Source organism: Akkermansia muciniphila (assembly GCF_040616545.1).
Lineage (GTDB): Bacteria > Verrucomicrobiota > Verrucomicrobiia > Verrucomicrobiales > Akkermansiaceae > Akkermansia > Akkermansia muciniphila_E.
On the sequence record NZ_CP156688.1, the window covers coordinates 2,824,757 to 2,848,532 of the forward strand.

The 23,776-nt window shown below is 60.5% G+C and carries 21 protein-coding genes and 1 tRNA gene; 13 read left to right on the plus strand and 9 right to left on the minus strand.

Going from position 1 to position 23,776, the window contains the following annotated elements:
- Window positions 1-8: 8 nt before the first annotated feature.
- From ABGM91_RS11455 to ABGM91_RS11475, 5 genes are all read right to left on the minus strand, one after another.
- Window positions 9-2,561, minus strand: a complete 2,553-nt coding sequence (locus ABGM91_RS11455) for a glucosaminidase domain-containing protein (protein ID WP_354832461.1) — start codon at window positions 2,559-2,561, stop codon at window positions 9-11.
- A gap of 40 nt (window positions 2,562-2,601) precedes the next feature.
- On the minus strand, window positions 2,602-3,351 hold the full coding sequence (locus tag ABGM91_RS11460; RefSeq protein ID WP_354832463.1) for a hypothetical protein: 750 nt from the start codon (window positions 3,349-3,351) through the stop codon (window positions 2,602-2,604).
- A gap of 1 nt (window position 3,352) precedes the next feature.
- Window positions 3,353-3,952: a hypothetical protein gene (locus ABGM91_RS11465; RefSeq protein ID WP_354832465.1), complete on the minus strand. Its 600-nt coding sequence runs from the start codon at window positions 3,950-3,952 to the stop codon at window positions 3,353-3,355.
- A gap of 63 nt (window positions 3,953-4,015) precedes the next feature.
- A complete protein-coding gene (locus ABGM91_RS11470; protein ID WP_354832467.1) occupies window positions 4,016-5,149 on the minus strand; it encodes a tyrosine-type recombinase/integrase in 1,134 nt (377 codons plus the stop codon).
- Window positions 5,150-5,267: 118 nt separating this feature from the next.
- Window positions 5,268-5,342: transfer RNA gene (locus ABGM91_RS11475), tRNA-Gly, on the minus strand.
- 186 nt (window positions 5,343-5,528) lie between these two features.
- Here ABGM91_RS11475 and ABGM91_RS11480 point away from each other — a divergent pair.
- From ABGM91_RS11480 to ABGM91_RS11490, 3 genes are read left to right on the plus strand one after another with little or no spacing between them, the layout of a single operon-like run.
- The gene (locus ABGM91_RS11480) at window positions 5,529-5,657 is read left to right on the plus strand and encodes a hypothetical protein (RefSeq protein ID WP_354832469.1); all 129 of its coding nucleotides are present in this window, start codon (window positions 5,529-5,531) and stop codon (window positions 5,655-5,657) included.
- 8 nt (window positions 5,658-5,665) lie between these two features.
- The gene (locus tag ABGM91_RS11485) at window positions 5,666-6,415 is read left to right on the plus strand and encodes a serine protease (protein ID WP_354832471.1); all 750 of its coding nucleotides are present in this window, start codon (window positions 5,666-5,668) and stop codon (window positions 6,413-6,415) included.
- Between the two features lie 20 nt (window positions 6,416-6,435).
- On the plus strand, window positions 6,436-7,473 hold the full coding sequence (locus ABGM91_RS11490; RefSeq protein WP_354832473.1) for a PDZ domain-containing protein: 1,038 nt from the start codon (window positions 6,436-6,438) through the stop codon (window positions 7,471-7,473).
- 82 nt (window positions 7,474-7,555) lie between these two features.
- Here the strand turns inward: ABGM91_RS11490 and ABGM91_RS11495 are convergent, their stop codons facing one another.
- The 4 genes from ABGM91_RS11495 to ABGM91_RS11510 are packed head-to-tail and all read right to left on the minus strand — an operon-like array spanning window position 7,556 to window position 12,022.
- Window positions 7,556-8,401 (minus strand): hypothetical protein, encoded by an 846-nt coding sequence (locus tag ABGM91_RS11495; RefSeq protein WP_290566525.1) that lies wholly within the window; start codon window positions 8,399-8,401, stop codon window positions 7,556-7,558.
- Window positions 8,402-8,436: 35 nt separating this feature from the next.
- Window positions 8,437-9,972: an SUMF1/EgtB/PvdO family nonheme iron enzyme gene (locus ABGM91_RS11500; RefSeq protein WP_354832475.1), complete on the minus strand. Its 1,536-nt coding sequence runs from the start codon at window positions 9,970-9,972 to the stop codon at window positions 8,437-8,439.
- A complete protein-coding gene (locus tag ABGM91_RS11505) occupies window positions 9,972-11,180 on the minus strand; it encodes a hypothetical protein (RefSeq protein WP_354832477.1) in 1,209 nt (402 codons plus the stop codon). The genes ABGM91_RS11500 and ABGM91_RS11505 overlap by 1 nt, the downstream gene beginning before the upstream one ends.
- Window positions 11,177-12,022, minus strand: a complete 846-nt coding sequence (locus ABGM91_RS11510; protein ID WP_354832479.1) for a hypothetical protein — start codon at window positions 12,020-12,022, stop codon at window positions 11,177-11,179. The genes ABGM91_RS11505 and ABGM91_RS11510 overlap by 4 nt, the downstream gene beginning before the upstream one ends.
- Window positions 12,023-12,330: 308 nt before the next feature.
- Here ABGM91_RS11510 and ABGM91_RS11515 point away from each other — a divergent pair, with 308 nt between their 5' ends.
- The 10 genes from ABGM91_RS11515 (at window position 12,331) to ABGM91_RS11560 (ending at window position 23,513) form a co-directional block, all read left to right on the plus strand.
- Window positions 12,331-12,948 carry a hypothetical protein gene (locus ABGM91_RS11515; RefSeq protein ID WP_146016511.1) on the plus strand — a complete coding sequence of 206 codons (618 nt, stop codon included), beginning with the start codon at window positions 12,331-12,333 and terminating at the stop codon, window positions 12,946-12,948.
- The gene (locus tag ABGM91_RS11520) at window positions 12,945-13,277 is read left to right on the plus strand and encodes a hypothetical protein (RefSeq protein WP_102711358.1); all 333 of its coding nucleotides are present in this window, start codon (window positions 12,945-12,947) and stop codon (window positions 13,275-13,277) included. The genes ABGM91_RS11515 and ABGM91_RS11520 overlap by 4 nt, the downstream gene beginning before the upstream one ends.
- Before the next feature lie 43 nt (window positions 13,278-13,320).
- Window positions 13,321-13,614, plus strand: a complete 294-nt coding sequence (gene gatC, locus ABGM91_RS11525) for an Asp-tRNA(Asn)/Glu-tRNA(Gln) amidotransferase subunit GatC (RefSeq protein ID WP_022397159.1) — start codon at window positions 13,321-13,323, stop codon at window positions 13,612-13,614.
- A gap of 56 nt (window positions 13,615-13,670) precedes the next feature.
- Window positions 13,671-15,083, plus strand: coding sequence for an Asp-tRNA(Asn)/Glu-tRNA(Gln) amidotransferase subunit GatA (gene gatA, locus ABGM91_RS11530; protein ID WP_354832482.1), 1,413 nt, complete (start codon window positions 13,671-13,673; stop codon window positions 15,081-15,083).
- A 55-nt stretch (window positions 15,084-15,138) separates the two neighbouring features.
- Window positions 15,139-16,122 carry a MoxR family ATPase gene (locus tag ABGM91_RS11535; protein ID WP_102711352.1) on the plus strand — a complete coding sequence of 328 codons (984 nt, stop codon included), beginning with the start codon at window positions 15,139-15,141 and terminating at the stop codon, window positions 16,120-16,122.
- A gap of 94 nt (window positions 16,123-16,216) precedes the next feature.
- On the plus strand, window positions 16,217-17,107 hold the full coding sequence (locus ABGM91_RS11540; protein WP_290566530.1) for a DUF58 domain-containing protein: 891 nt from the start codon (window positions 16,217-16,219) through the stop codon (window positions 17,105-17,107).
- A 17-nt stretch (window positions 17,108-17,124) separates the two neighbouring features.
- Window positions 17,125-17,739: a DUF4381 family protein gene (locus ABGM91_RS11545; protein WP_290566531.1), complete on the plus strand. Its 615-nt coding sequence runs from the start codon at window positions 17,125-17,127 to the stop codon at window positions 17,737-17,739.
- Window positions 17,740-17,745: 6 nt separating this feature from the next.
- Entirely contained in the window at window positions 17,746-18,732 is a 987-nt protein-coding gene (locus tag ABGM91_RS11550; RefSeq protein WP_215428056.1) for a VWA domain-containing protein, read from the plus strand.
- An 18-nt stretch (window positions 18,733-18,750) separates the two neighbouring features.
- Window positions 18,751-21,051, plus strand: a complete 2,301-nt coding sequence (locus ABGM91_RS11555) for a VWA domain-containing protein (protein WP_354832485.1) — start codon at window positions 18,751-18,753, stop codon at window positions 21,049-21,051.
- Window positions 21,052-21,098: 47 nt separating this feature from the next.
- Window positions 21,099-23,513: a tetratricopeptide repeat protein gene (locus tag ABGM91_RS11560; RefSeq protein ID WP_354832487.1), complete on the plus strand. Its 2,415-nt coding sequence runs from the start codon at window positions 21,099-21,101 to the stop codon at window positions 23,511-23,513.
- The last annotated feature ends 263 nt before the right edge of the window (window positions 23,514-23,776 follow it).

Genomic DNA, 23,776 nt, shown 5'->3' on the forward strand with positions numbered 1-23,776 from the left:
GTAATCAATTAAGCTTTAAGTTGGAAATAATATTCGGAAACCCCCTTCACCCAGTGGGAATTCAATCCCTTGGGATCGTTGGATGCTCCTGGGGGAGCGTACTTCTTGCCGATGGCGGCAATCGTTGTCAGTCCTTTGCCCAGGTAATTCCGGGCGAGCTGTCCGGCCATGTACTCAATACCGGCCTCGACCGTTTCAAAAGACCGGGGACCTCCGCCATTCGGACTCACGCCCATGGCATTCTTCTTATTCCGGAAAGCGGAACTGGTGCCGTTGCCTGTCTCGTGGATGGCAATAGCCATCAGCAAATCAGGGTCCACACCGTACTTCTCCCCGGCCCGCCGGAAGGCAGATTCGTACTGCAGAAGAGCGGGGGAAAGAACCTGGGCGGCCTTCTGCGGGGAAGAAATAGGCTGGTTCAGTACGCTGCTTGTTCCTTGTTGCTGCGGGGCATAAAAACTCTCCTGGTCCTCGTGGAGCTGTCTGGCATACGCCGTCGCGTCCTCCGGAGAATTGAACACGCCCAGGTGTTTGCCGGTTTGCTTGAACTGCTTCACGGCATCGTCCTCGGAAAGAACCTTGCCGTCCTCGGAAACGGTAGGAATCAGGTATTCCTTCCCGTCCATCTCCACGGAAATGGAACGCACCGTGCTGATGGAGCCGTCGGTATTGCGGACGACGGGACGTGCGCTCAAATCAATATTGCCGGGCTCGATCATGCCGGGCACCTCTTCGGGGGCAAAACGGACGGTCGCATTCCCCTTGTCCCCCGCGAGCATGATCAGGCGGTTGCCGTACTCGTCGCCGGAAAGCTCAATCCCCCTGTTGGGGCCTTCATAAAACCCCACCACGGGAACTTCGTTGTAAGCCTTGGACTGGTCCATGGTGGCTTTCAGACAGGGGCGGCTTCCGTACTTCTGAACAAGCTGCTGGTACATTTCCCTGGGCACGTAGGCCCCGGCGCGCCTGCCAGCCACAAAGGACATGGGGACGGCCAGGGGGGCGCTGTCTTTCACGACCTCCACTTGCGGCGTGTAGGGAACCTGCTTCTCCTGATACTCCTTCCACTCCTTATTCTTCCGGTCGATGAAATCCTTCCCGGAATCCGGCGTGCGTTCCCTGGTGTCTCCTACCTGGGCCTCACTGTCAAAAGCGCGGGAAATCTCCTTGGACTTCTTCTCAACATTCAGCTTTTCCGGATGCTCGTACTCGTTCAACTCTTTGGCTTTCTTTGCGGCAAATCTGAAAATCTGCATCCGGTCGTCGTGAATGCTCGCCTCCGGATTCCGTTCACGCCAATACGCCATCTGGACGCGCACATACTCGTCAATCTGGCTCTCTACCAAATTTCTGGCAGCCTCCTTCTCCTGAATCTTCTTTTGGTCACCTTTCTTGTACGCATCCCGTACGGAAGCGGACCTGTTCGGAATATACGCATCATCCGGAATATGGCGCAGCACCAGACCGATGTCATTTCTGCGTGCGCCCTTGGCGGCATCCAGCCGGGAAGTCATCTTATCCATCACCACGGCGCGGATATACTCCTGGTTCCCCTCATAAGCCCCCAGGAGTGCCCACTTCTTGGCGGTGCGCTCGGCAATCTGATTAGCCTCCTCGCGTGATTGAGGAACAGGAAGCTTGTCCAACTCCGTATTGAACGCACCCCGTATTTCCACCTTGTCCCGTTCCGTGAACCGTCCGCCGTTCTTTTGGGCATTGCGGGCCCATCTCCACATCTGTTCAGTAGCTCCGTTGGGCAACTGTTTTTTCAGGGCTTCAATATTCTTTTCCTGAATTTTGCGGCGGTCCTCTGCGGAAAGTGGAGCGGGCGTGGCCTCATCAGCCAGACGTCGGCGCACCTCGCGTTTGGCCCGGTCCAGGTCAATGGGATTCAGGTCATTGTACAGTCCCTTGTTGATAGCCGCAGCCGCACGTATGGGATCGGCGGCGACGCTGGAAAACAAGGCTGTCTTCAAATTCTCCTGCTGCTTGTCATATCTGATCTTGTTTCCTTTGACGCGCAGTAACTCTGCTTGTATGTGTGTAAGAGCTCCTTCTTTTTCCGCTTCCAGTAAGGAATCTTCATACCACCCCCAATTTCCTGTTTCCTCAGCCAGTTTGAGGTTGGTGTCTAACTCCTGTTTTTGCTTCTGTTTTGCTACTTCAAACCCGTTATCCATCAGGTTGCTCAACATCTTGTCCCCTATCAAGGCAGCCTTCATCTGCATCCTCTGCGCACGTTCTGGAACCATGATGCCGCTTCCTATTCCCTCCAAGGTCTTCCGGTAGGGGGTCAGGAAATCGCGCACGTTCACGTGACTGAAATTCCCCCTCTCGTCAAAAAACGCTTCCGGGTCTCCATCCGGGAGCTGCAGCCGCCTCTTGCTCTCACGATTCACCTCGTCCTGCATCATCATCAGAGTCCGCTCCTGCTCCATTTGCTTCATGGAATCCTCTGTATCTACCATCTCGCGGAACACCCCGCCGATGTTCTGGCCAACCTGGACGACGCCACGGCGCAAGGCATCCCCAGTCACGTCACGAGGCACCGGGGCGTTCACACTCACCGGAGGTTGCACCCCCGGCCCATTGATCAAGCTTTCATTTCTGTCCATAACCAAGTGCTTTCAAAAAATTCTTCTCCCATCCCTGGGACGTGAAAGAGGACATGTAGGGGTTGAACGCATTGACCGCAGAACTTCCCCAGCCTAGTCCATCCAAAGCTCCAATGATGGAACTCTCTGCCAGGTTTTGCTTTTCCTTAGGCTTTACCAAACCAAGCTGAACCTCTATGGAAGCATTGGTTTTGTCTGCTATAGCGTTCGCTGATGCAACCCCATTATAAGCAGAAATTCCTCCCTTGATGGCGCCCGCTGTGGCACCAAGACCGCTAATCCACATGCCCGTGCGTACTCCCTTGGCCATGCTGCGGTATTGGGCTGCCTCCGCTTCTGCCGCCCTCATGTACTCGTCTCCCTGCCGGCGCAGGCCGATAGCCTGATTCACCGCATTAAGAGAACCCGTGCTGGACTCATAGGCCATGTCGGAAATCCGCTTCCCATACAGGTCACTTATCGCGTCAGCAGTTGCCGCACCTGTGCCCTCACTGGTGAACCCGCTGCCTGCCGCCTGGGCCCTGGCGGTGCCAACCGCCCGACGCTGGTTGCCCCGCATCGTCATCATGTTGGCTCCCTCGGTCAGCGCGTTGGCCCGCGCGGCCTGTTCCACTCCCGTGGCTTGACTGTAGGCACGGTTCTTGGCTGCTTGGCCGTGGGCCAGCGTCTGCTTCTTCCTGGCATCATACCCGCTGGCTGTAACGTCGGCGGAAAGCATGCTATTGATAAAACCCATATCAGCGTCTCCTTCTAAAAATGTTCTGCCTCGTGATGCGGGTGATGGGGTCGATCGCCTTGCTGCCGTCCTGTTGCCGGTCGGTTGCAATGGCGGACAGGAAAGCCATCTGGGCCCGTTCTTCCAACGCCTGCTGGAGTCTGGCATTACTCGTCAGCGCCATGCACACCCGGCTGGCCAACAGGTAAATCACCGCGTCGCAAAACTCCGGCGCATGGTCCGGCAACGTCCCTCCCAGCGCCACAAGGTCACTCTGGTAATTCACCCGCAACGTCTCCGGGCACTCGTCTTCATCCACCAGGATGCCATCAGCTTCCAAGCGGGGCAGGCGCACGTCCACCCCGTCCTCCGTCCTCATGCGGGTAATCTTCAGGCACCCGTCCGGATAAGGAAACAAGGCCATACCCGGCGCCACCTGGGCGTCTCTCTTGCGCTTCAGCACCGTTTCACGCGCCGCAAACGTCCAGTTGAAACGGGCGCACGCTATCCGCAGTACGGGATTGTACCATACATCACACGGGTGCTGTGTGGGGGAGTCCTCTTTATACTCTTGCGTCCCAAGCAGTTGCAGGGCGAGAGTAAACACGGTATGCCTGTCCATGCCTACAGCATGGCAAGGCGGAAGAATCAAAGAAAGCGTGACGGTGTCACACAGCCGGGAACCTTACAATTCCGGCAGGGATTCAGCAGCAGAACGTAGTTGGTCCGCGGAGGGGCGGATGTACACGCTATGAACGGCGGATGAATCATGTCCCACCAGCTCCATAGCCAGCCCCTGGGAAACGCCGGAAGCCTGCAACATGGTGGCGGCCGTGGCCCGGATGCTGTGGAACGATTTGCTGTTCATCCTCCGTCTGCGGCCGCCGGCCGCTCCATGCACCACACCGATGCCGTGAGTGCGCAGCAATAGCCCGAACTGGGCGGAAGCCCCATCCCCCAGGGCCAGCAGGGGAGCATGAAGCAGTGCGTCCGCCGGTTCCCCGGCTTCCTTCCAGCGGGCAAGCGCCCACTGGTAAAATCCTTCTCTCATGGGCTGGTCCATCCAGCGCCCCGTCTTGCCCGTGTCAAAGCGCACGACGCGGCGCTCCCAGTCAAACTGATTCCAGTTGAGGCGCAGAATATCCCCCAGCCTCTGGCCGAAGGTCTCAAATGAGCAGCGCACCGCGGAACTCCACAGGGGCGGGAAATGCTCAATCATGTAGCGTATCTCGTCAAGGGTGAACGCTTCCTTGTGCAGTTTCTCGCCCGCGCGATCCGGGGGAATGGAAACGCCGGTGCACGGGTTGCGGTCGATCACTTCGGAATCTACGGCATCCGTGAATGCCTGGGAAAGGGCGGCCAAATCCTTGGCCACCGTCTTTTGCCTGACTTCTTCCCGGCGGGCCGCCACAAAGCCCTTGATGTCCGCCTTGGTGATCAGACGCAGCGGGGCGTCAGCCCGCGTCCCAAGATAAGCGTAAAAATGCTTGTAGGCCGTCCTGGCGTTCCGCGCCGTATCTTCCGACACCAGCGCCGCCTTGCGCATCACGTAGCCGTCGCACCAGGCGCGCACGGAAACATTATTGTGCGCCTGATATTCTTCCGCCTCCGCGCAGGCAATCTGCACGCCCCGCTGGTAGGCGAGCCGTTCCGCCAGCTTGGCCGTGATGCGGTCTCCCTCGAACTCGCCGCCATTCACAGGCACCTTGGTAGAGCGCCGCCGCATCTTGCCGTCCGGTCCCTGGAATGTTACCATCCAGTAAGGGGAAGATTTTTCCTTGTTGATGGACAGACGGCCGCTGTAGAAAGGCTTGCTCATACCTGTAATATTTCCTGTAAGGGTTTTGTAATATGGTTTACGTAAGTTTTCTTACGTGTACTTTATTCATAATCCCTAGCAATATCAAGGTTTGCGTAGGTTTTCTTACAGAAACTTTTGGAGCGGATGATGGGATTCGAACCCACGACATCAACCTTGGCAAGGTTGCGCTCTACCCCTGAGCTACATCCGCTTGGATGGGTCAGCGGACCGGAACTGGCCGCTGGAGGGTTTATACGCCTGCGCCGGAAAAAAGCAACCTTTATTTTGGGATTTTCCCGTCCCGCGGCCCTTCCCTTTCTGCCGAACTGTATTAAAGTGTGGCTTATAAATGAAATTCTCTCGTCAGGCGGAGAGACACATTCTATGCTGTGGCGGCATGAAAGAATTGCTCATTACCCTTATTACGCTGGCAGGCCTGTTCATCGGCATGCATTACCATGATTCCCTTGTGGGGGATGGACAGACGGACCAGCAGAAGACGCAAGCTCCCGCTTCCGCCCAATAGCCCCGGCCATGATGAAAACGGCTTCCCGGAAACCCTGTTTTTCCGCCATTCTCTGCGGCACGGCCCTGCTGGCTTCTTTTCCGCAGGCTCTGGCGCAGTCTACGGACAGCACAGGAATCCTCTCCACCACGCCGCAGTCCGTGGAGGATCTCCAGCGCATTGAACACCAGCTTAAGCAGGTGCTTCCCAGGGTGCTTCCCGCCCTGGTCTGCATTGAGGTGAACAACGGGAGCGGCTCCGGCATCCTGGTCTCGGAAAAAGGGCTGGTTTTTTCAGCGGCCCACGTCGTTGACAAGCAGGGAACCGTGCTCAAGATCATCATGCCGGACGGTACGCGCCTGCCCGGAAAGACCACGGCGCAGAACAGCGAGTCCGACGCCGGACTGGCTGAAATCACCACGGTGCTGAACAAGGGGCTTCCCCGTGTGCAGCGGACAGAGAAACTGCCCCGCGTGGGAGACTGGGTGTTCGCGCTGGGCCACGGAGGCGGACTGGACCAGAAACGCGGCCCGATGGTGCGCCTGGGCCGTGTGGTTTCCCTCAAGAATGGCGTTATCCAGACGGATTGCAAGCTGATCCGCGGGGATTCCGGCGGCCCTCTGTTCAACCTGAATGGAGAGTTGATCGGCATTCACAGCCGGGTGGGTTCCGGGCTTGAAGACAACCTTCACGTTCCCATGAAGGATTTCGACGCCCTGACGGAACCTCCCTCCGGAGGAAAAGCGCCCCTCCCCCCGTCACCGGAACAGGACGGCTAAACCATTTATTCCTGCCGCTCATGAAACTTCCCTCCTGCGCGTATCTGCTTCCCGTGGCCTGTTTCCTGCTGCCCTCCGCCGTGGCGGAAGGTTATAACGGGAGCCTGGATTTTGAACAGCGCATCAATGGAAAGACGGTTTTGAAGACCATTGAACCCGTGCGTGAACGCCTTCAGGAATTGAGCGCCGTTTTCTTTTCCGGCCATGACGTGATGGTTTACGGCATCGTCCTGAGTCCGGACGGCTACATCGCCACCAAGGCTTCCGAACTTCACGCCCACCAGAATCCGGTGATCCGTATAGGGGCTGCCAAGTACAGCCATTTCAAGGAGATCGGCACGGACCCGGCCACGGACATCGCCGTGGTGAAGGTGGACGCCTCCAACCTTTCCGCCCCCGGTCCCGTCAGCCATGAGGCTCCCATGGGAATGCTGGTGGTCAGCAACGGCTCCACCACCCGCAGTTCCAGACGGGCCCAGCTCGGCACCCTCAGCGCGGCGCAGCGCCCCATTCCGAACGGGGATACGGCTTACATGGGCGTGGTTTTCGCCGCTCCGTGCTCCATTCAGGAGGTCGTCAAGGATGGCCCCGCCGACAAGGCCGGCGCCATGGACGGAGATGAGATTCTGGCGGTGGACGGCGCCCCTGTTACCACGCTGGAAGCCATTTACCCCATTTTGTCCAAGAAGGAGATCGGGGAGAAGGTGACGCTGAAGGTCAGCCGCAAGGGCAACAAGGTTTCCTACGCCATCACGCTGGGTTCCCGGCGGAAGGCTCTGGGTGAAGATACGCCCCAGAATTCCAATGACCTGATCAGCGGAGGCTTCAGCAAGCGCCGGGATGATTTTCCCATGGTGCTCCAGCATGACACCCCTTCCCGGTATACACTGATGGGCGGCCCGCTGCTCAACCTAAAGGGAGAGCTCATCGGCATGAACATCGCCAGAGTGAACCGGGCGGAGAATTACGCCCTTCCCATCAGCGTGGTGCAGGAAAGCGTGAAGCGCATTCTGGAAAAAGCCCAGCAGCAGGAGAAGAAGCCCCAGGGAGATTCCTGAACCATTCCCCGCTTTTCCCGGCATAAAAAACGCGCGGGAGTAGTTGCCTTCCCCCGCGCGGATTCTGGAAAAACAAGTCCGGCTACATGCCCGGCACGTCCGCGGCATCCGGCACCGTCTTGGGCTGCACGGTGGGGTCATAGTGGACGGCCCCGGTCACGCGCACGCTGCCGTCCGGCAGAAAGACCATGGAGGGGGAGCCCATCACTTTTTTGTAGTACTGGAGCTTTTCCATGGTTCCGCGGCAGTTGATGCGGGAGTACGCGCCCAACAGGGGAGTGGTGGGGAAGAAGACGTGCACGTTCGCCTTTCCGTCCACCATGCACTGCGGCCGCGTGGTGCCCAGCCAGTCCCCGATGCACACGGCATTGTAGGCCACGCCCGTGTCCGGGTCCTTCGTCTGCACGTACAGTTTCTGGATTCCGCGCACGGCAATGGTGCAGATGGAGAAGGTGCACCGCTTGGCGCTGCCCGGAATGGCTACGGTCTGGGACCACATGGGGGTGCCGGTACGGACGGCAAAGAGGGATTTCTGGGAGGCGAACATGTCCTTCTGGTTGGGCATTTTCACCACCGCCTGCACATGGTAGTTCCCTTCCCGGGAGAGGTCATAGAAGTGCCGCAGGTCAATTTTCCGGGATACGCTCATGCCGGCGGGAACCTTGAGCGGCGGGAACATGGCAAATTTGGACTGGGGGAGTTCCGCTCCTGCGGTGGAGTGCTCCACATGGATGTCCAGCCAGGAGGAGTATTCCTGGCTCTTCAGTTCCACGGGCACGCCGGAGTTGTTGGTGATGGTCAGCCTCATGTACATGGCCTCCCCGCTCAGGAAGGTTTTCTTTTCCGGAACGACTTTCACGTAGATCTGGGCCAGGGCCCCGGACGCCCCCATCAGGGCCAGCAGCAGCATTGCAAGGATGTGTTTCATGGTATTGGTATGTCGAGTAGGTGTTTTTAAATAGGTCAGCGGACGTCCCGCACAATTCTGAAGCCCAGGTTGTCCCGGCATTCATCACGGGAGCGCAGGTATTCCACCCTGTTGGTGATGCCGGGGTGCTTCCAGTCCCCGCCGCAGGCCACAGGCCCCGGCGGCTCTTTCACGCGCGCGGGGTCCTTTTCCATGGAGGAGGTCCACTCCATCACGCCGGAGGCCATGCCGCACACGCCCGTTTTTAAATCATAGTCATTGCTGTACCGGTCAATTACCAGGGTTTTGTCCCCCTTTTCCCCCGTGTCCAGCATGGCGCCCAGGGCCATCCATTCCCGGCGCGCAGGCAGCCGGTAGCGCGGCTCTCCCGGCGCAACGGGTTTCCAGCTTGCATACGCCCAGGCATCCCAGAAGCTGACGTTGACCACCGGGGAGCGGAGCGTGATTTTCCTGCCCTTCCATTTCCCCCCCGGAGTATTGGCCGCCGTCCACATGGCTTCCCAGTCCGCGGGAACATGAGTGGCGGTCTGCTTGTCCGGCTGGTCCGGATGGGAGTATTCCTCCCTCAGTTCCGGGGTAAGGCGCGCCCACTGGTCCAGAAACAGGCGGTAGGATTCCATGGTGATTTCATGGGCTCCCACCATCAATTCCCCGCCGCCGGGAAGGGTTATGCGGACTTCCGTATGGTCGCTGGCGGAGAAATCCGGATAGTGTTTCGGCGCCGGAGGCGGAGCAGGCCCGGAGGCTTCCTCCCGGGGGAGTAAAAGGAGCACGGCACCGGCGGCTATTCCTGCGCCCAGCAGGCCCGCTCCGGCCCAGAGCATCCATGCCCCGCGTTTTCTGCGGGGTTCCACGGGAACGGTATAGCGGTGGGTGGTGGCCCGCGGGGAGATTCCCAGTTGTTCGCGCACCGCGGCAATCAGCTCCATGACCTGGTCCCACTGCATCGGCTTGCCGTTCTGGCCCTCCTGCATCCACTCCAGCAGGGTGCGCATGCGGGTGGTCCCGGGCACGTCCGGCGTGACCAGGGGCAGAAGGTCGGCCCCCAGGCGCTTCATCTGCGCGCGGGATATTTCTTCATGAAAGTCACCGGGCATGGCCGTATTCATCAGCCGCACGGCGGACTTGTCATCCAGGAAGATGTGGCGCGGCTCCATGACGTTGAAGGCGGTTTGCAGGCGTTCATACCTGCCGCACATGCCGCCAACCGTTTCAATTACTTTCAGCAGGTCCTTCATGGGCACGGTCTGCCCGCGGTCCAGCATGGACTGGAGGGAGGAGCCCCCCAGTTGTTCACTGGTGACGAACCAGTACCCCTGCGCCTGGGACGCCTCGTAAACAGTGCCCAGCACCGGGGCGGTGAGAGCCGCTCGCGTGCGGGCTTTCATCAGGAAGTCCTCCACGCTCACGCCCTCCGCATTGTCCGGGTCCAGCAGTTCCAGGAACACGGAACGGTCCATGCCCTGCTGGATGGCCTGGTAAAGAATCCCTCCCCGCGTGCGGCCGATGAACGCCACCAGCGTGTAGTCGCCAAAGTTGTGGGGAAGGTCGAACATGGGCAAGTCAGGCATCAGGGAGGCAGAAGGGAGTCATAGGAGTCGGAAACCGGAGCCGCCTCCACCGGGGGCAGCAGGCCGCCGTCGTAAATTTCAGGCATGCCGGAAGGGGAACTCTGGTTCATCTGTTCCAGCAAGAATAGCACGGGGGGGGAGGCATGGCAATCCATCGGTTCACCCTTATAGTATAATTTGGCGGTATATCCGTAATACTTGAGGCTTCCGTAGGCGATCGTCTCTTCCTCCGTCAGGGGGGGCATGTAGTAGGTCACTTCCATGATTTCCTCCCCGTCCGCCCAGTCCGCCGGTTCCGTAACGCACCGTGAGGAGGGTTCCGGAGCGTGCGTCTTTTCCACCTTTTTTCCGTTGACCTTGTCAAAGAACTGGACAATGACGCGCAGGTCCTCCGGCCTGACGTTCAACCCATCCTTCATCAGAATGGGAACGATCAGCTTGACGCGCTCCCCGGCGGGGCATTCCGGATCCCGGTATTCCAGAATGGTGCCGAAGGACATATCCCCCCGCAGGTCCGCCGGGCTGGAAAAACCGGCCTGGAGGTGCTTCGCCGCGCGCGCAAAGTATTTCCCCGCCTTTTCCCGCTGGGTGTATACCTTCAGGAAAAACTCCCGGGATTTATCCGCATTCCTCAGCCATTCATACGTGAGGCCGTAATAGTAAAGCACCACCGGGTTGTCCGGCTCCAGCCTCATGGCCTGCTCCAGCTTCACCACCGCCACTTTAAGGTCTCCGTCAATCTGGGCATACCGCGCCGCCTTGACAAGTTCCGCCACTTCCTCCGTCATGGGCGGCATGGCTTCAGCCGGGTCCTCCGGCGCCCGGGGAGCCTGGGCGGAAACATCTTCCCCCCCCGGCACGGCAGCCGCCACGGCGGCGGGGGCCGGATCGTCGGCCGGGTCGGACAGGTCAGCGTCCCGCAGCATTTCCTCCACGGAACGGGGTTTTTCAGAGGACGTTCCCGGTACGGGGGGTGCCTCCGCAGGTTCCTCGTCTTCAATAGCGGCAGACGGGGCCTGCGGGTCGGCTTCCGCCGCCACGGCCACGGGAATTTCCACCATTTTTTCCACCACCACGGTACGGGCGGACAGGCTGAAGGAGACGCCCACCATCAGGAGCAGGATGAAGGCCAGCGCGCCCAGCGTCCAGCAGGCGATGCCAAACGCACGGTCACGGGCGTTTTTTTCCGGTAGGGGGGACTCGCTCATATGCCATGCTCCGCATGTTCCCCGCCATCCTTCCGGGCAGACGGGGCGTCCGCATCCGGAGCTTCTTCATAATCAACTACCTCTCCCCGGTAAAGGGACAGGAGGGCCTTCATGAAATCCTCCGCGTTGTTGGGGGAGTCCTCCTTGCGGAAGCCCCCGTAGGTCAGCCCGTCCAGCCTGATGCGGTTTCCCCCGCATTCCGGTTTCAACGTCGCAAGGGCCAGCCCCTTCTGCTTCCACCGGCGCAAATCAAGGCGGGCAATGTCCTCCACGCGGAAGGTTTTGCCGGCAGCCGTCACCTGCCCTTCGCTGAGGGCCATTTTCCTGCCGCGCGTCCTGACCAGGAAGAACAGGGCCACCATGGCCAGCACCATGCAGACGCTTCCGGCCACCCATTGTTCAAAAATCTTGGAGGCGTCATACGGATGGTCCTCCGGCTTGATGGGGTAGCGCATTTCTCCGGAATAGGACTGCCATGCGGCGCTCCACCCCTTTCCGGGGGCGGACATCAGCCCGTAATCCGCCAGCACGGCGGGCCATGCCGTTCCGGTCCTGTCCACGCCGGAGGGTATCTTGTACCCCTCCGGGAATTCCACGGTGCGCGCCATGACGGTACGCTCCCATTCATCCCGGGACGCGCCGTTTCCGCTCACTTCACGGTCAAAGAGGGCGCCGGCATCCACAAACGCCTTGTGCATGAAGAATTCCAGGTTTTTTTGAGGATACCCGGTGGAAGCATCATAATAAAAGTACACTCCGAACCCCAGGAACATGAGAGCCATGAGAACCGCCCTGCCGGTGAACCACATGGTCGGCTTACATTCTACCGTGTCAGACTGCATGTTCCTTACATACCAACAATGCCATGCCCTTGACCATAAAAAAAGCGCACGTCACCCGCCTTTGCGGGAAAGAGGGGCGGATTCCTTCCCGGCGGCGGGTCCGGACATGCGGCGGCGGCGGATAAAACGCCCCTGCATTCCGTTCCGGGGATGTACCTGGAAAATCACTTTTTACCTTCTTCTTGGCTTGATTTATTTTGTGAAAGTTAAATAATAACACGCGCAGGGATTGCCTGATGGGCCATTTTGCCCGGAAACGCCGTAATCCGCTGCATTCCCGTATCCCGGCACGCATCATTTTACCGCATATGAGACCAAGCAATCCCCAATACCGCCGCATGGACGCCGATCCCGGTTTCAATCCCCAGGCAGACGACCAGGTGGATTCCGACATGGAACAGGCCCAGCTTAGGCTGGAACAACTGCGGAAGGAAAAGGAGGAGGTGGAGAGCTCCCGCCGCCGTCTGGAGGAAAGCCATCTGCGCAAGGCCCGCTTCATGGACCAGCAGAACGAACTGGGGGACCGCATGGTGAACGCCGCGGACCTCATTTCCAGAGAGGTGGAAAGCCTCCGGCAGGAGAGCAACGAGCTGGAACAGATTCACATGACCCTGACGCGCAGCCTGAAGATGCTCAGCACCGTGCGGCCGGATGAATGGCCCATTGAGAACACGGACAACCTGATCAGCCAGGGCCAGCAGGTCATTGACCGCTGTGAGGAGGAGTTTGCGGACGCCGTCCAGCAGTGCGCCCGCATGCAGCACACCAAGGTGCTTACGGGCGTGCGCCGTTCCAGCAAGGTGCGCATCAGCTCCCGTGAATTCATGACCCAGTTCCTCCAGGGCCTTTCCTTCCATCTTCCCCTGCTCCTGATTGCCCTCATTATCCTCTTCTTCATCTGGATTTTCAGCCCCTCCGCATCATGATTAAAAGAAAAGCCAAACGCCGTTCCTCAGAACTGGCAGAACTGGACCGCGCCTCACGGGAAATTGAGAACCGCATCCAGGAATTGGAAGCCTCTCTCAAACGCCCCGCGCAGCAGACCCGCATGCGCCTGGACCGCAATACCATGCCCCCGCCGGACCGCGTGCGGGAAGGCACCCAGAACCGCGCCCTGCGCGCCGTGGTGGCCCGCGACGGCCGCGCCACCAACATGAGGCGGGAGCTGCGTGAAAACTTCATGCTGCTGGGCCTGCTGGTCTGCGCCATCGCCGCCTCCTTCTGCTGGATTGTCCGCCTGCTGGAACAGCAGTAGTCCTTCCCCTTTTCCTTTCTCCCATATGACGCACGTTCCCATCATGAGCACGCCCCAAATTGACGTAGCCTACATTGCCAAACTGGCCCGCATTGACCTGACGGAGGAAGAGGCAGCCCTCTTCTCCAAAGACCTGGACAAAGTCCTGGCTTATATTACCAAGCTGGAATCCTACGACGTCACGGGCATCGCCCCCATGAACCATCCCCTGCCCACGATGGACGTGATGCGCAAGGACGTTCCGGAGCCCGGCCTCTCCCAGGAGGAAGCCCTTTCCAACGCCCCCCAGCAGTCCCAGGGGCAGTTCCGCACGCCCAAGGTAGTGGAATCCGCCTGACCTCCTCCCCGTCTTTCCCTCTTCACGCTTCAACCGTTCTTACCCCTTCCTTTTTCATGTCAAGCATTCAAGGCACCCTGGCCCAGTGGCGCGACCGCCTGCGCCGCAAGGAACTTTCCCCCGCCGAACTGGTCAACCTGACCGCGGACGCCATGGAGGCGGACCGGACCACCAACGCCTACATCTCCTTTGACCGCGAGTCCGCCCTCCGGGCCGCCGCCGCCGCGGATACCTCCAGCCCCCTGGCCGGCATCCCCATCGCCGTGAAGGACAACATCAACGTCCTGGGCCAGCCGACGCGCTGCGCCTCCCGCCTGCTGGCCCCCTATGCCTCTCCCTATGACGCCACCTCCATCCGCCTGCTGAAGGCGGCGGGCGGCATTCCCCTGGGCCGGACGAACATGGATGAATTCGCCATGGGCGCCAGCGGTGAAAACTCCGCTTACGGCGTCACGCGCAACCCGAACGCTCCGGACCACATCCCCGGCGGCTCCTCCAGCGGCTCCGCCGCCGCCGTAGCCTCCGCCACCGCCATCGCCGCGCTTGGCTCGGATACGGGCGGCTCCATCCGCCAGCCCGCCGGGCACTGCGGCATCGTGGGGCTCAAGCCCACCTACGGGCGCGTTTCCCGCTACGGCCTGGTGGCCTTCGCCTCCTCCCTGGACCAGATCGGCCCCATGACCCGGACGGTGGAAGACGCCGCCATCCTGCTCCAGGCCATCTCCGGGCATGACCCGAAGGACTCCACGTCCGCAGACCAGCCCGTGCCGGACTTTGAAGCCGCGCTGGGCCGTGACGTGAAGGGGCTGAAGGTGGGCATCCCTGCGGAATACTTCACCTCCGGCAACCATCCGGGCATTTCCGAGGCCGTGCAGAACACCGTGAAGCAACTGGAAAGCCTGGGCGCGGAACTGGTGGAGATCAGCCTTCCCCATGCGGACGCCGTGGTGGCCGCGTATTATATCATCGCCTGCGCGGAGGCCTCCTCCAACCTCTCCCGCTTTGACGGCGTGCGCTACGGCAAGCGGGCGGAAGACGCCAACGGCCTGGTGGAGCTCTTTTCCCGCACCCGTGAAGAGGGTTTCGGCCCGGAAGTGAAGCGCCGCATCATCCTGGGAACGTACGTGCTCAGCTCCGGCTACTATGACGCCTACTACTCCCGCGCGCAGAAAGTCCGCTCTCTGGTTGCCAAAGACTTTGCGGAAGCCTTCTCCAGGGCGGACATCATCGTGGGCCCCACCTCCCCCGCCCCCGCGCCCAAAATAGGGGATTCCGCCTTGGACCACCTCCAGACCTACCTGGCGGACATTTACACCATCCCCGCCAACCTGGCAGGGCTTCCCGCCATCTCCATCCCCTGCGGGGCGGTGAAGGAAGGGAACCTGGAACTTCCGGTCGGCTTCCAGATGATCGCTCCCCATTTCCGGGAAGACCTTCTGTTAAAAACCGGATTTGCCCTTGGGAAATAATCGGAATTTTTCAACGCCGGCGCACGGCAGACTGTCTCACCCGCTATCAACAATCATGGACACCCGAGAATTCAACGAAATTATCGCCGCGAACTCATCGTGGATTTCTGCTCTCAGAACGGAGGTTGGCAAGGTGGTCATCGGCCAGCAGGCGCTGGTGGACAGGTTGATCCTCAGCCTCCTATGCAAGGGGCACGTTCTTCTGGAAGGCGTGCCCGGCCTTGCCAAGACGCTCTCCGTTAAAGCCATGGCGGGCACGCTGCACGCGCAGTTCGCCCGCATCCAGTTCACGCCGGACCTTCTGCCGGCGGACCTGCTGGGCACCATGATCTATAATCCGGAGGAAAGGCAGTTCACGGCCAAGAAAGGCCCGATCTTCGCCAACCTTATCCTGGCGGACGAAATCAACCGCGCCCCGGCCAAAGTCCAGTCCGCCCTGCTGGAAGCCATGCAGGAACGCCAAGTGACGCTGGGTGAAACCACCTACCGCCTGCCGGACCCCTTCCTGGTGCTGGCTACGCAGAACCCCATTGACCAGGAAGGCACCTACCAGCTCCCGGAAGCCCAGCTTGACCGCTTCCTCTTCAAGGTGCTGGTCACCTACCCCACGCGGGAGGAGGAACTCCAGGTGCTGGACCTGATGGCAAGCTCCGCCAAGCCGCCGGAAACCTCCCCGGTCACCACGCCGGAACAGGTGGCGGCCTCCCGCGACCTGGTCAACCAGATTTACATTGACGACGCCGTGCGCGGCTACATCGTGGACCTGGTGCGGGCCACCCGCTTCCCGGAAACGGTGGACGTAAAGCTGCGCGGCCTTATCCGCGCGGGCGCGTCCCCCCGCGCCACCATCAACCTGGCCCTGGCCTCCCGCGCCAACGCCTTCATGCACCACCGCTCCTTCGTCACCCCGCAGGACATCAAGGACCTGGCCCATGACATCCTGCGCCACCGCATCCTGCTCTCTTATGAGGCGGAAGCGGAAAACATCACCACGGACGACGTCATTGACCACATCCTGACGAAGGTCCCCGTGCCGTGACGCCAGGAGGCGGTTCCCCCGTCCGCCTTATCCTTCAGGCCCTGCGGGGCGCCTCATGAAAACCTGATTGAACTCAAACAGGGAGGATTAATTCATGGATAAAGCCTCAGACATTCTCAAGCGCGTGCGCCGCATTGAACTACGCGCCAGGCATCTGGCCACGGAAAACTTTGCCGGGCAATACCAGTCCGGCTTCCGCGGCCAGGGGCTGGACTTTGACGACTTCCGGGAATACATGCCGGGGGACGACCCCCGCTTCATTGACTGGAAGGTGACGGCCAGGATGAACTCCCCCTTCGTGCGCCGCTTCCGGGAGGAACGGGAGCAGGCCGTCATTCTGGCGGTGGACGTCAGCGGCTCCATGCACTACGCCTCCTCCGCGGCCCGCGCCTCCAAGCTGGATTACGCGGCGGAAGTGGCGGCGGTGCTCGCCTTCAGCGCGGCCCAGAGCGGGGACAAGTGCGGCCTGCTCATTTACGGGAACAGCCATTCCCGGTACATCCCCCCGGCCAAGGGCATCAAGCAGACCCTGCGCATCGTGCGCGAAATCGTAGCCAGTAAAAACGACGGAACGGACCAAAGCATCTCGGACGTAGCGCGCCAGCTCGTCCTTTCCCAGAAAAAAGCGGCCATGGTGATCATGATCAGCGACTTCTGGAGCGAGCACAACAAGGCCGCCCTGGGCCAGCTCAACTTCAAGCATGACTTCATCCCCATCCGTGTGGCGGATCCCATGGAACTCCACCTTCCGGACGCCGGGCGCGTTATCCTGAAAGACCCGGAAACCGGCCGGAGCATGTTCCTGAACCTCTCCCGCCAGGACGTCCGGGAAGCCCACGCCAACGTCGTGCACCTGCACCGTGAAAAATGGACGCAGGATTTCCGCCGCCTGGGCATTGACTTCCTGGACCTTCAAACTACGGACAACTTCATGCCGCCCCTCCAGGCCCTCTTCTCCAGAAGGTCCCGCAAATTCTCACGCTAACCCCTTCCCCGCCAGCCATGCCAGCCCCCGCCACCTTCCAGACTCCCCCCACGGCCATTCCGGAGCCGCCGGCCTTCCCCACGCTGATGGAGACGCAATCCCCGGACGCCTACCTTCAAGCGGGCTTCTGGGATACGTGGGGCATCTGGATCATGCTCGCTGCCATCCTGCTGGCCGTCGCCATTGCCGTTATCGTACTCATCCGCAGGAAGGGGCAAACGCCCCCCGCTCCGCTCAGCCCGGCGGAAACCGCCATCCGGGACATCACGACGCTCCGGGAAACGCATCCCTCCCTCAGGCAGGCTGCCGTGGAATTCTCCCTTCTCCTCCGCAAATACCTGGTGGGGGAAACCAAAGACCCGGCGCTGTATGAAACCCAGCAGGAATTCAACCGCCGGGCGGACGCGCTCACCGCGCTCCCCTCCGAACTCCAGGGCCCCACACGCGACCTGCTGGACCGCATGGCCTCCCTGAAATATGAGCCGGACACCCCGGAAAACGACTCCCTGGTCAACGAACTGGCGGACGACACAGTCCAACTTATCAATGACATAGAAGACGATGCCCGCCGCACGAAAGAGGAAACGGACCTCGTCGTTAAAAAACCTTCCCCCCGCTCCAACCAACGCTAGCACACCATGACGGAACACTTCCAATTCGCACAACCTGAATGGCTCTACGTCCTTCCCTTCATCTTGTGCCTCATCATCCTCCGCCGCAGGCGGGGAGCGGAAGGCTCCATCACCTACCCCACCGTGCGCTTCATCGCCTCCCTGGCCCGCAATCCCCAATCCCTGGCCGGGAAAATAGGGGCCATTTGCTTCGTGCTCGCGGCGGCAGCCATCGCCATCGCGCTGGCGCGCCCCCAAAACGTGGAAGATAAAACCTTCCGCACCGTCAACGGCATTGACATCATGATCGCCTTTGACCTCTCCTACTCCATGGAGACGCCGGACATGGTCCTCAACCGCATGCCCATCAACCGCCTGGTGGCGGCCAAGCACGTCATCACCCAGTTCGTGGACAGCCGCCCGGACGACCGCATCGGCGTGGTGGGCTTTGCCGGAAAGACCAAATCCTTCTGCCCCCTCACGCTGGACCACGCCCTGGTAAACAGCATCATCCGTGACTTTCACCTGCGCATGATCCAGGCAGACGGAACGGCCATCGGCTCCGCCATCGCGGCGGCGGCCACTCGGCTGGACGACCGCAAGGACACCAAATCAAAAATCATCATCCTGGTAACGGACGGCGCCTCCAACTCCGGCCAGATATCCCCGCTGGTGGCGGCGGAAAACGCGGCCAAACTGGGCATCAAGATTTACACCATTGCCGTGGGCACGGAAGAAGGCACCCTGGCGAACGGAATGGTGGTGCAAAGCGAATTTGACGAACCCACCCTGCGGAAAATAGCCCAGATTACGGGCGGGGAACACTTCCGGGCCACGAACATGGCCTCCTTCAACAAGGCGTTCACCTCCATCGGCAAGCTGGAAAAAAGCGAGGCCAAGGTGCAGACCGTCCGCCACATTGAGGAATACTTCATGTACTTCCTTGTCACGGGCGCCGCGCTGACTCTTCTGGGCCTCTCCCTGCAAGTGCTCAAACCCGCCCCGGCCCCGTAACACCATCCCTTCCCCGCCATGACCTTCCTTTATCCCTACGTTCTGTACGCGCTCATCCTCCCGGCCCTGCTCGCGGCGGCGGCCTGGTGGCTGTGGCGCCGCCGTTCCAGAAAATGGGAAGTGCTCGTCTCACCGGAATACCGGCAGGAGCTGGTCCACGCTCCGGCCACCTGGCACCGGGTGCTCCCCGTCATCTTTGCCGTGCTGGCGTCCATCTTCGCCATCCTCTCCGTAGCCCGCCCGGTGGACGGCTATACGGAGGTAAGGGAAATCCCCAAATCCCGCAACATCCTCATCGCCATTGACTGCTCCCGCTCCATGCTCAGCAAGGACGCCTCCCCCACGCGCCTGGGAAGAGCTAAAACCGCCGCCTACGACCTGCTGGACGCCCTGCCGGGGGACAACTTCGGCATCATCATCTTCTCCGGGGATGCCGTCCTGCTCATGCCCCTCACCCATGACCACAATGCGCTGAAGGAAACTATTGAACAGCTTCAATTCGGCTGGGTATCCCAGGGGGGAACCAACCTGGAAAACGTCGTGCGGCTGGCCCTCCAGACTTTCAAGCGGGACAAGGAGGCGGACGCCAGAAACGCCCTGGTCATCCTGAGCGACGGGGAAGACACCGTCAACATCACCTACAAGACGGCGGAAGCCGCCCGGCAGCATGAACTCATCATCGTCACGGCGGGCATCGGCACCACCATCGGCACCACCATTCCGGATGAACAATCCCCCTCCGGCCTGTACCGGGACCGCCGCGGCCAACATGTCGTTTCCAAGCTCAACCCGGAAAGCCTGCAATACCTGGCCCGGCAGACGGACGGCCAGTATGTGCAGCTCTCTGACGGAGCCGCGCTCAACCGCTTTGTCAAGGACATTGCGGACCGCCTGGATGTCACGGAAGGAAAGGAGGAAGTGCGCCGCGTGCCGAACGACCGCTACGTCATCTTTGCCGTTCCGGCCCTGATCTGCCTGATCCTCACCCTTCTTGCCGGCACCCGCTGGCGCTCCTTCCGCCGTTCCGGACGCCGCGGCATGGCCGCCCTGGGAGCCATGCTCCTGCTTTCCGCCGGACTGCTGGGCACGGAGGCGCGAGCGGACACGGGCGCCCTGGACAATGTCACGGACCTGCTCCGCACGGGAAAAACGGAGGAGGCCGTCAAGTCCATTGACGAGATGCTTTCCGCGCCGGACCTGGCGCAAGAAACGCGCCAGGCGCTGGAATTCGCCAAAGGCTGGCTGGAACAGAAGGAAGGCAACGCCAAGGAAGCCGCGGAAGCCTTCTCCCGGGCGCTCCTTTCTCCCAAAGCCAGCCTTCAGGCGGACTCCCACTTCAACCTTGGCAACCTGGAAGCCGCCCAGGCACGAAAAACCATGACCTTCTCCAAGCCGGACGAGGAACAGCCTCAGGCCCGGCCCTCCTCCATTGATGACCAGATCAAGGAAATAGATGCCCGGCTGGCAAAAATTCCCGTGGCAAAAGAACACGTCAAGGAGGCCGTCAAGCGCTTTGACGATGCCATTAATGCCTACCGTTCCCATGAAGGAGCCGCTGCCAACAGGGAAGACATGCTCCGTTACGACAAGGAGCTGGACGAATACCGCAAACAGCTTGAGGAACTAAAGAAGAAATTGGAAGAGGAAAAGAAAAAACAACAAGATCAGCAGAACAAGGATCAGCAGAACAAGGATCAGCAGAACAAGGATCAGCAGAACAAGGATCAGCAGAACAAGGATCAGCAGAACAAGGATCAGCAGAACAAGGATCAGCAGAACAAGGATCAGCAGAACAAGGATCAGCAGAACAAGGATCAGCAGAACAAGGATCAGCAGAACAAGGATCAGCAAAACAAGGACCAGCAGGACAAGGACCAGCAGGACAAGGACCAGCAGAACAAGGACCAGCAGGACAAAGATCAGCAAAACAAGGACCAGCAAAACAAGGACCAGCAGGACAAGGACCAGCAGGACAAGGACCAGCAGGACAAGGACCAGCAAAACAAGGATCAGCAAAACAAGGAGCAGCAAAACAAGGATAACGCCCAGGACCGGGAAAACCGGAATGAGATGAAAAACGCCCAGCTCCCTTCCTCTCCGGAAAAAGACAAGCTGCCGGAAACGCCGGGAGCGGAGCAACCGCAGCCCCAGCCGCGCCCGGAAGGTGACAAGCCCGTACCGGTAGCCACGCAAAAGGAAAGCAAGGAGGAAAAGGAACGCCGTGAAGCCAGAGCCATCCTGATGGAACGCAGGGATATTGAGCCAGGGTGCCCCGTTCCCCAGCGCTCCCCGGAAATTCCCCCGGACAAGGACTATTAACCTTCACCCTCTTCATTATTAACCCCTTCAAATCACACCGCAACATCATGAAAAAATTGTTCGCCATTCTTTCACTCTTCTTCTGCATGGCCATCACGGCCATGGCGCAGCAGGTGGTCACCACCTGGCTGTCTGACGCCGTGGTGCCGGGAGAACAGACCCGCCTGTTCATCATCCTGACGGACGGCAGCATCGCCCGCCAGGACCCGCTCCCCAGGGTGAAAGGCGCCAGCCTGCGCTGGGTCAGCCAGGGCAACTACATCCGCTGGCCCGGGTCCCCCAACCAGTCCGCCTTCCTGATGGCCATTGAAGTCACGCCGGATGAAGTGGGCACCGTGGAAATCCCCTCCCTCACCCTCCAGGCCAACAACGGGCGCACCTACACCACGCTTCCCCAGACGCTGACCGTTTACCCGTACAGCGCCATCAAGTGGAACACGCTGAACATGAACGGAACCACCGTGCCGTACGGCATGCTGTGGCATGTGGACAACCAGAGGCCCTACGTGCACCAGCCGGACCGCTGCGAACTGAAGATATACGCTCCGGAATACATCCTGGAATACACGGCCCCCACCATCACCACCTCCAACCTGGCCACCTGGCGCTTTGAACCCACGCTGGTGGAACTGCTCCGCGGACAGCCCCGCGGTTCCGTGCTCTATAAAGGCGTAAACTGGAACGTCATGACCTTCCAGAGCACCCTGTTCCCGCTGCGCGCAGGGGAAGTCACCGCCGCGGGCACCGTTACGGCCCGCGCCACGCTGCCGGAGGCGGATCCCCTCATCGCCAACTTCATCCGCTCGGAAGTGCTGGTGGAAATGTCCATCCCGGAAGTAAAAATCACGGCGCAGGAACTCCCGGAGGGAGCGCCAGCCTCCTTCACCAACGCCGTAGGGGAATTCCGCATCTCTTCCAGCACGGATGCACGGGACCTCAGCGCCAATGAACCCATCACCGTCAAGATCAAAGTGACAGGCACGGGCAACATCCACAGCATCGCCTGCCCTGCCCTCACGGACGCCTCCAACTGGAAGCTCTACCCGCCCAACAAGCTGGACCCGGGCCAGAACACCCGCACCATCCAGGGGACCGTGGAATTCCAGCAAATGCTGCGCCCCATTGCCCAGACGGATGCCATTCCCCCCTTTGAACTCACTTTCTTTGACCCCAGCACGCAACAGTACAAAACCGTGACCACCGCCCCCATTCCGCTGGAATGGAAGGCCTCCGCCATCACCGGAGCGGCGGTCGGAGCCGCTGCGCCCGCCACACCTCCCCCCGCGGGCACCATCCCGGTAGCGGACATGACGGACATCTACGGCCTCATGCCCGCATCCGTCATGAACGCCCTGACCGCCCCGGCCCACTGGGGATGGTACTTCCTGGCTTACATCCCCGCCGTCGTCCTGCTGGGCATGGCTCTCATCCGCTACATCCGGAAAGTCCAGAAGGAAAGCTTCACGGCCAGGGAGCGCATGCGTTCCTTCAGGAGGCTCGCCTCCACCCCGCGCCACGCCAGCTCCACGGAATTCCTGCGCGCCGCAGGCAACTTCATTGAAAGCTACATCCCGCCCACCAAACAGAATGAAGAAATGAAAACGATCCTTCAGCTCCGGGATGACACGGCGTTCAAGCCCTCCGGCTCTGCGGACGAACTGCCGCATGCGGAACGCCAGCACATGCTGCAAGCCATTAAAAAAGCCATTGCCAAGCTTCCCGTGGTCATCATGGCCGCCGTCCTAGCGGTGGCCCTGGCTGGAACAGCCGTAAACGCGGAGGAAGCGGACAACCTGGGCGTACAGGCCTACGAGCAGGGGGAATACGCAAAAGCCGCGGACTATTTCAGCAAGGAAAGCGCCAACCCGGACCTCTCCAGGGCGGAACGCGCCTATGCCTGCTTCGGCACCGGCAACGCCTACTACCGCATGAACAAGCCCGGACTGGCGGCTCTCAACTACCGCCGCGCTCTGGAGCTATCCCCCTACTTCACGGAGGCCAGATACAACCTGGAATTCATTGAACGCAAGGAAGGCGCCATCCTGCCGCCGGACACCACGGAAAACCAGTGGCTCACCTACCTCAGCCATGATGCGCTGGGCCCGGTCTCCATCCTCTCCGGAGCGGTCATGCTCACCTTCCTGGCCCTCCTGACCGTCACCCGCAGGCACGGCGCGCTGCTGACCATCCTGGCCACCCTCAGCGGCCTGGTCACCGTGGCGGCCGTCATGAACTACATCATGTACCCGGAAACGCCGGAATCCGTCCCCGCGGACCGCCTTCTTGTCGTCACACAAAAGACGCCCGGCAGGCATGCGGCTGACCTGGCCAGCCCGGCCATCATCACCCTTCCGGAATCCACCCCGCTCATCCTGCGCGCGGAACGCGGCTCCTGGTACTATGCCAGCACCTTCCAGAACACGCCCGTCTGGATACCCAGGACGGACGCCCAGCCGCTGTAAAGCCGGCCGCACTTCCCCCTTGCAAAGGGCCGTTCTCCCGGACCCCGGCTTTCCGGAAGAACGGCCCTTGTCCATGCCTGAACGGAGCTACGCAGGCACACGGCAATGGCGATTTGAAGAACCGGGACATGTCCCGATGTCCAGGAACCGCTTTCACGGGAATTTCCATCTTTTTCTCCTCACCCATTTCCGGGCGGATGGAAGAAAACAAGGCGGAAACATCCGGAGGGGAAAAAATCCGGGAATGCCGGAAATCACCTGCT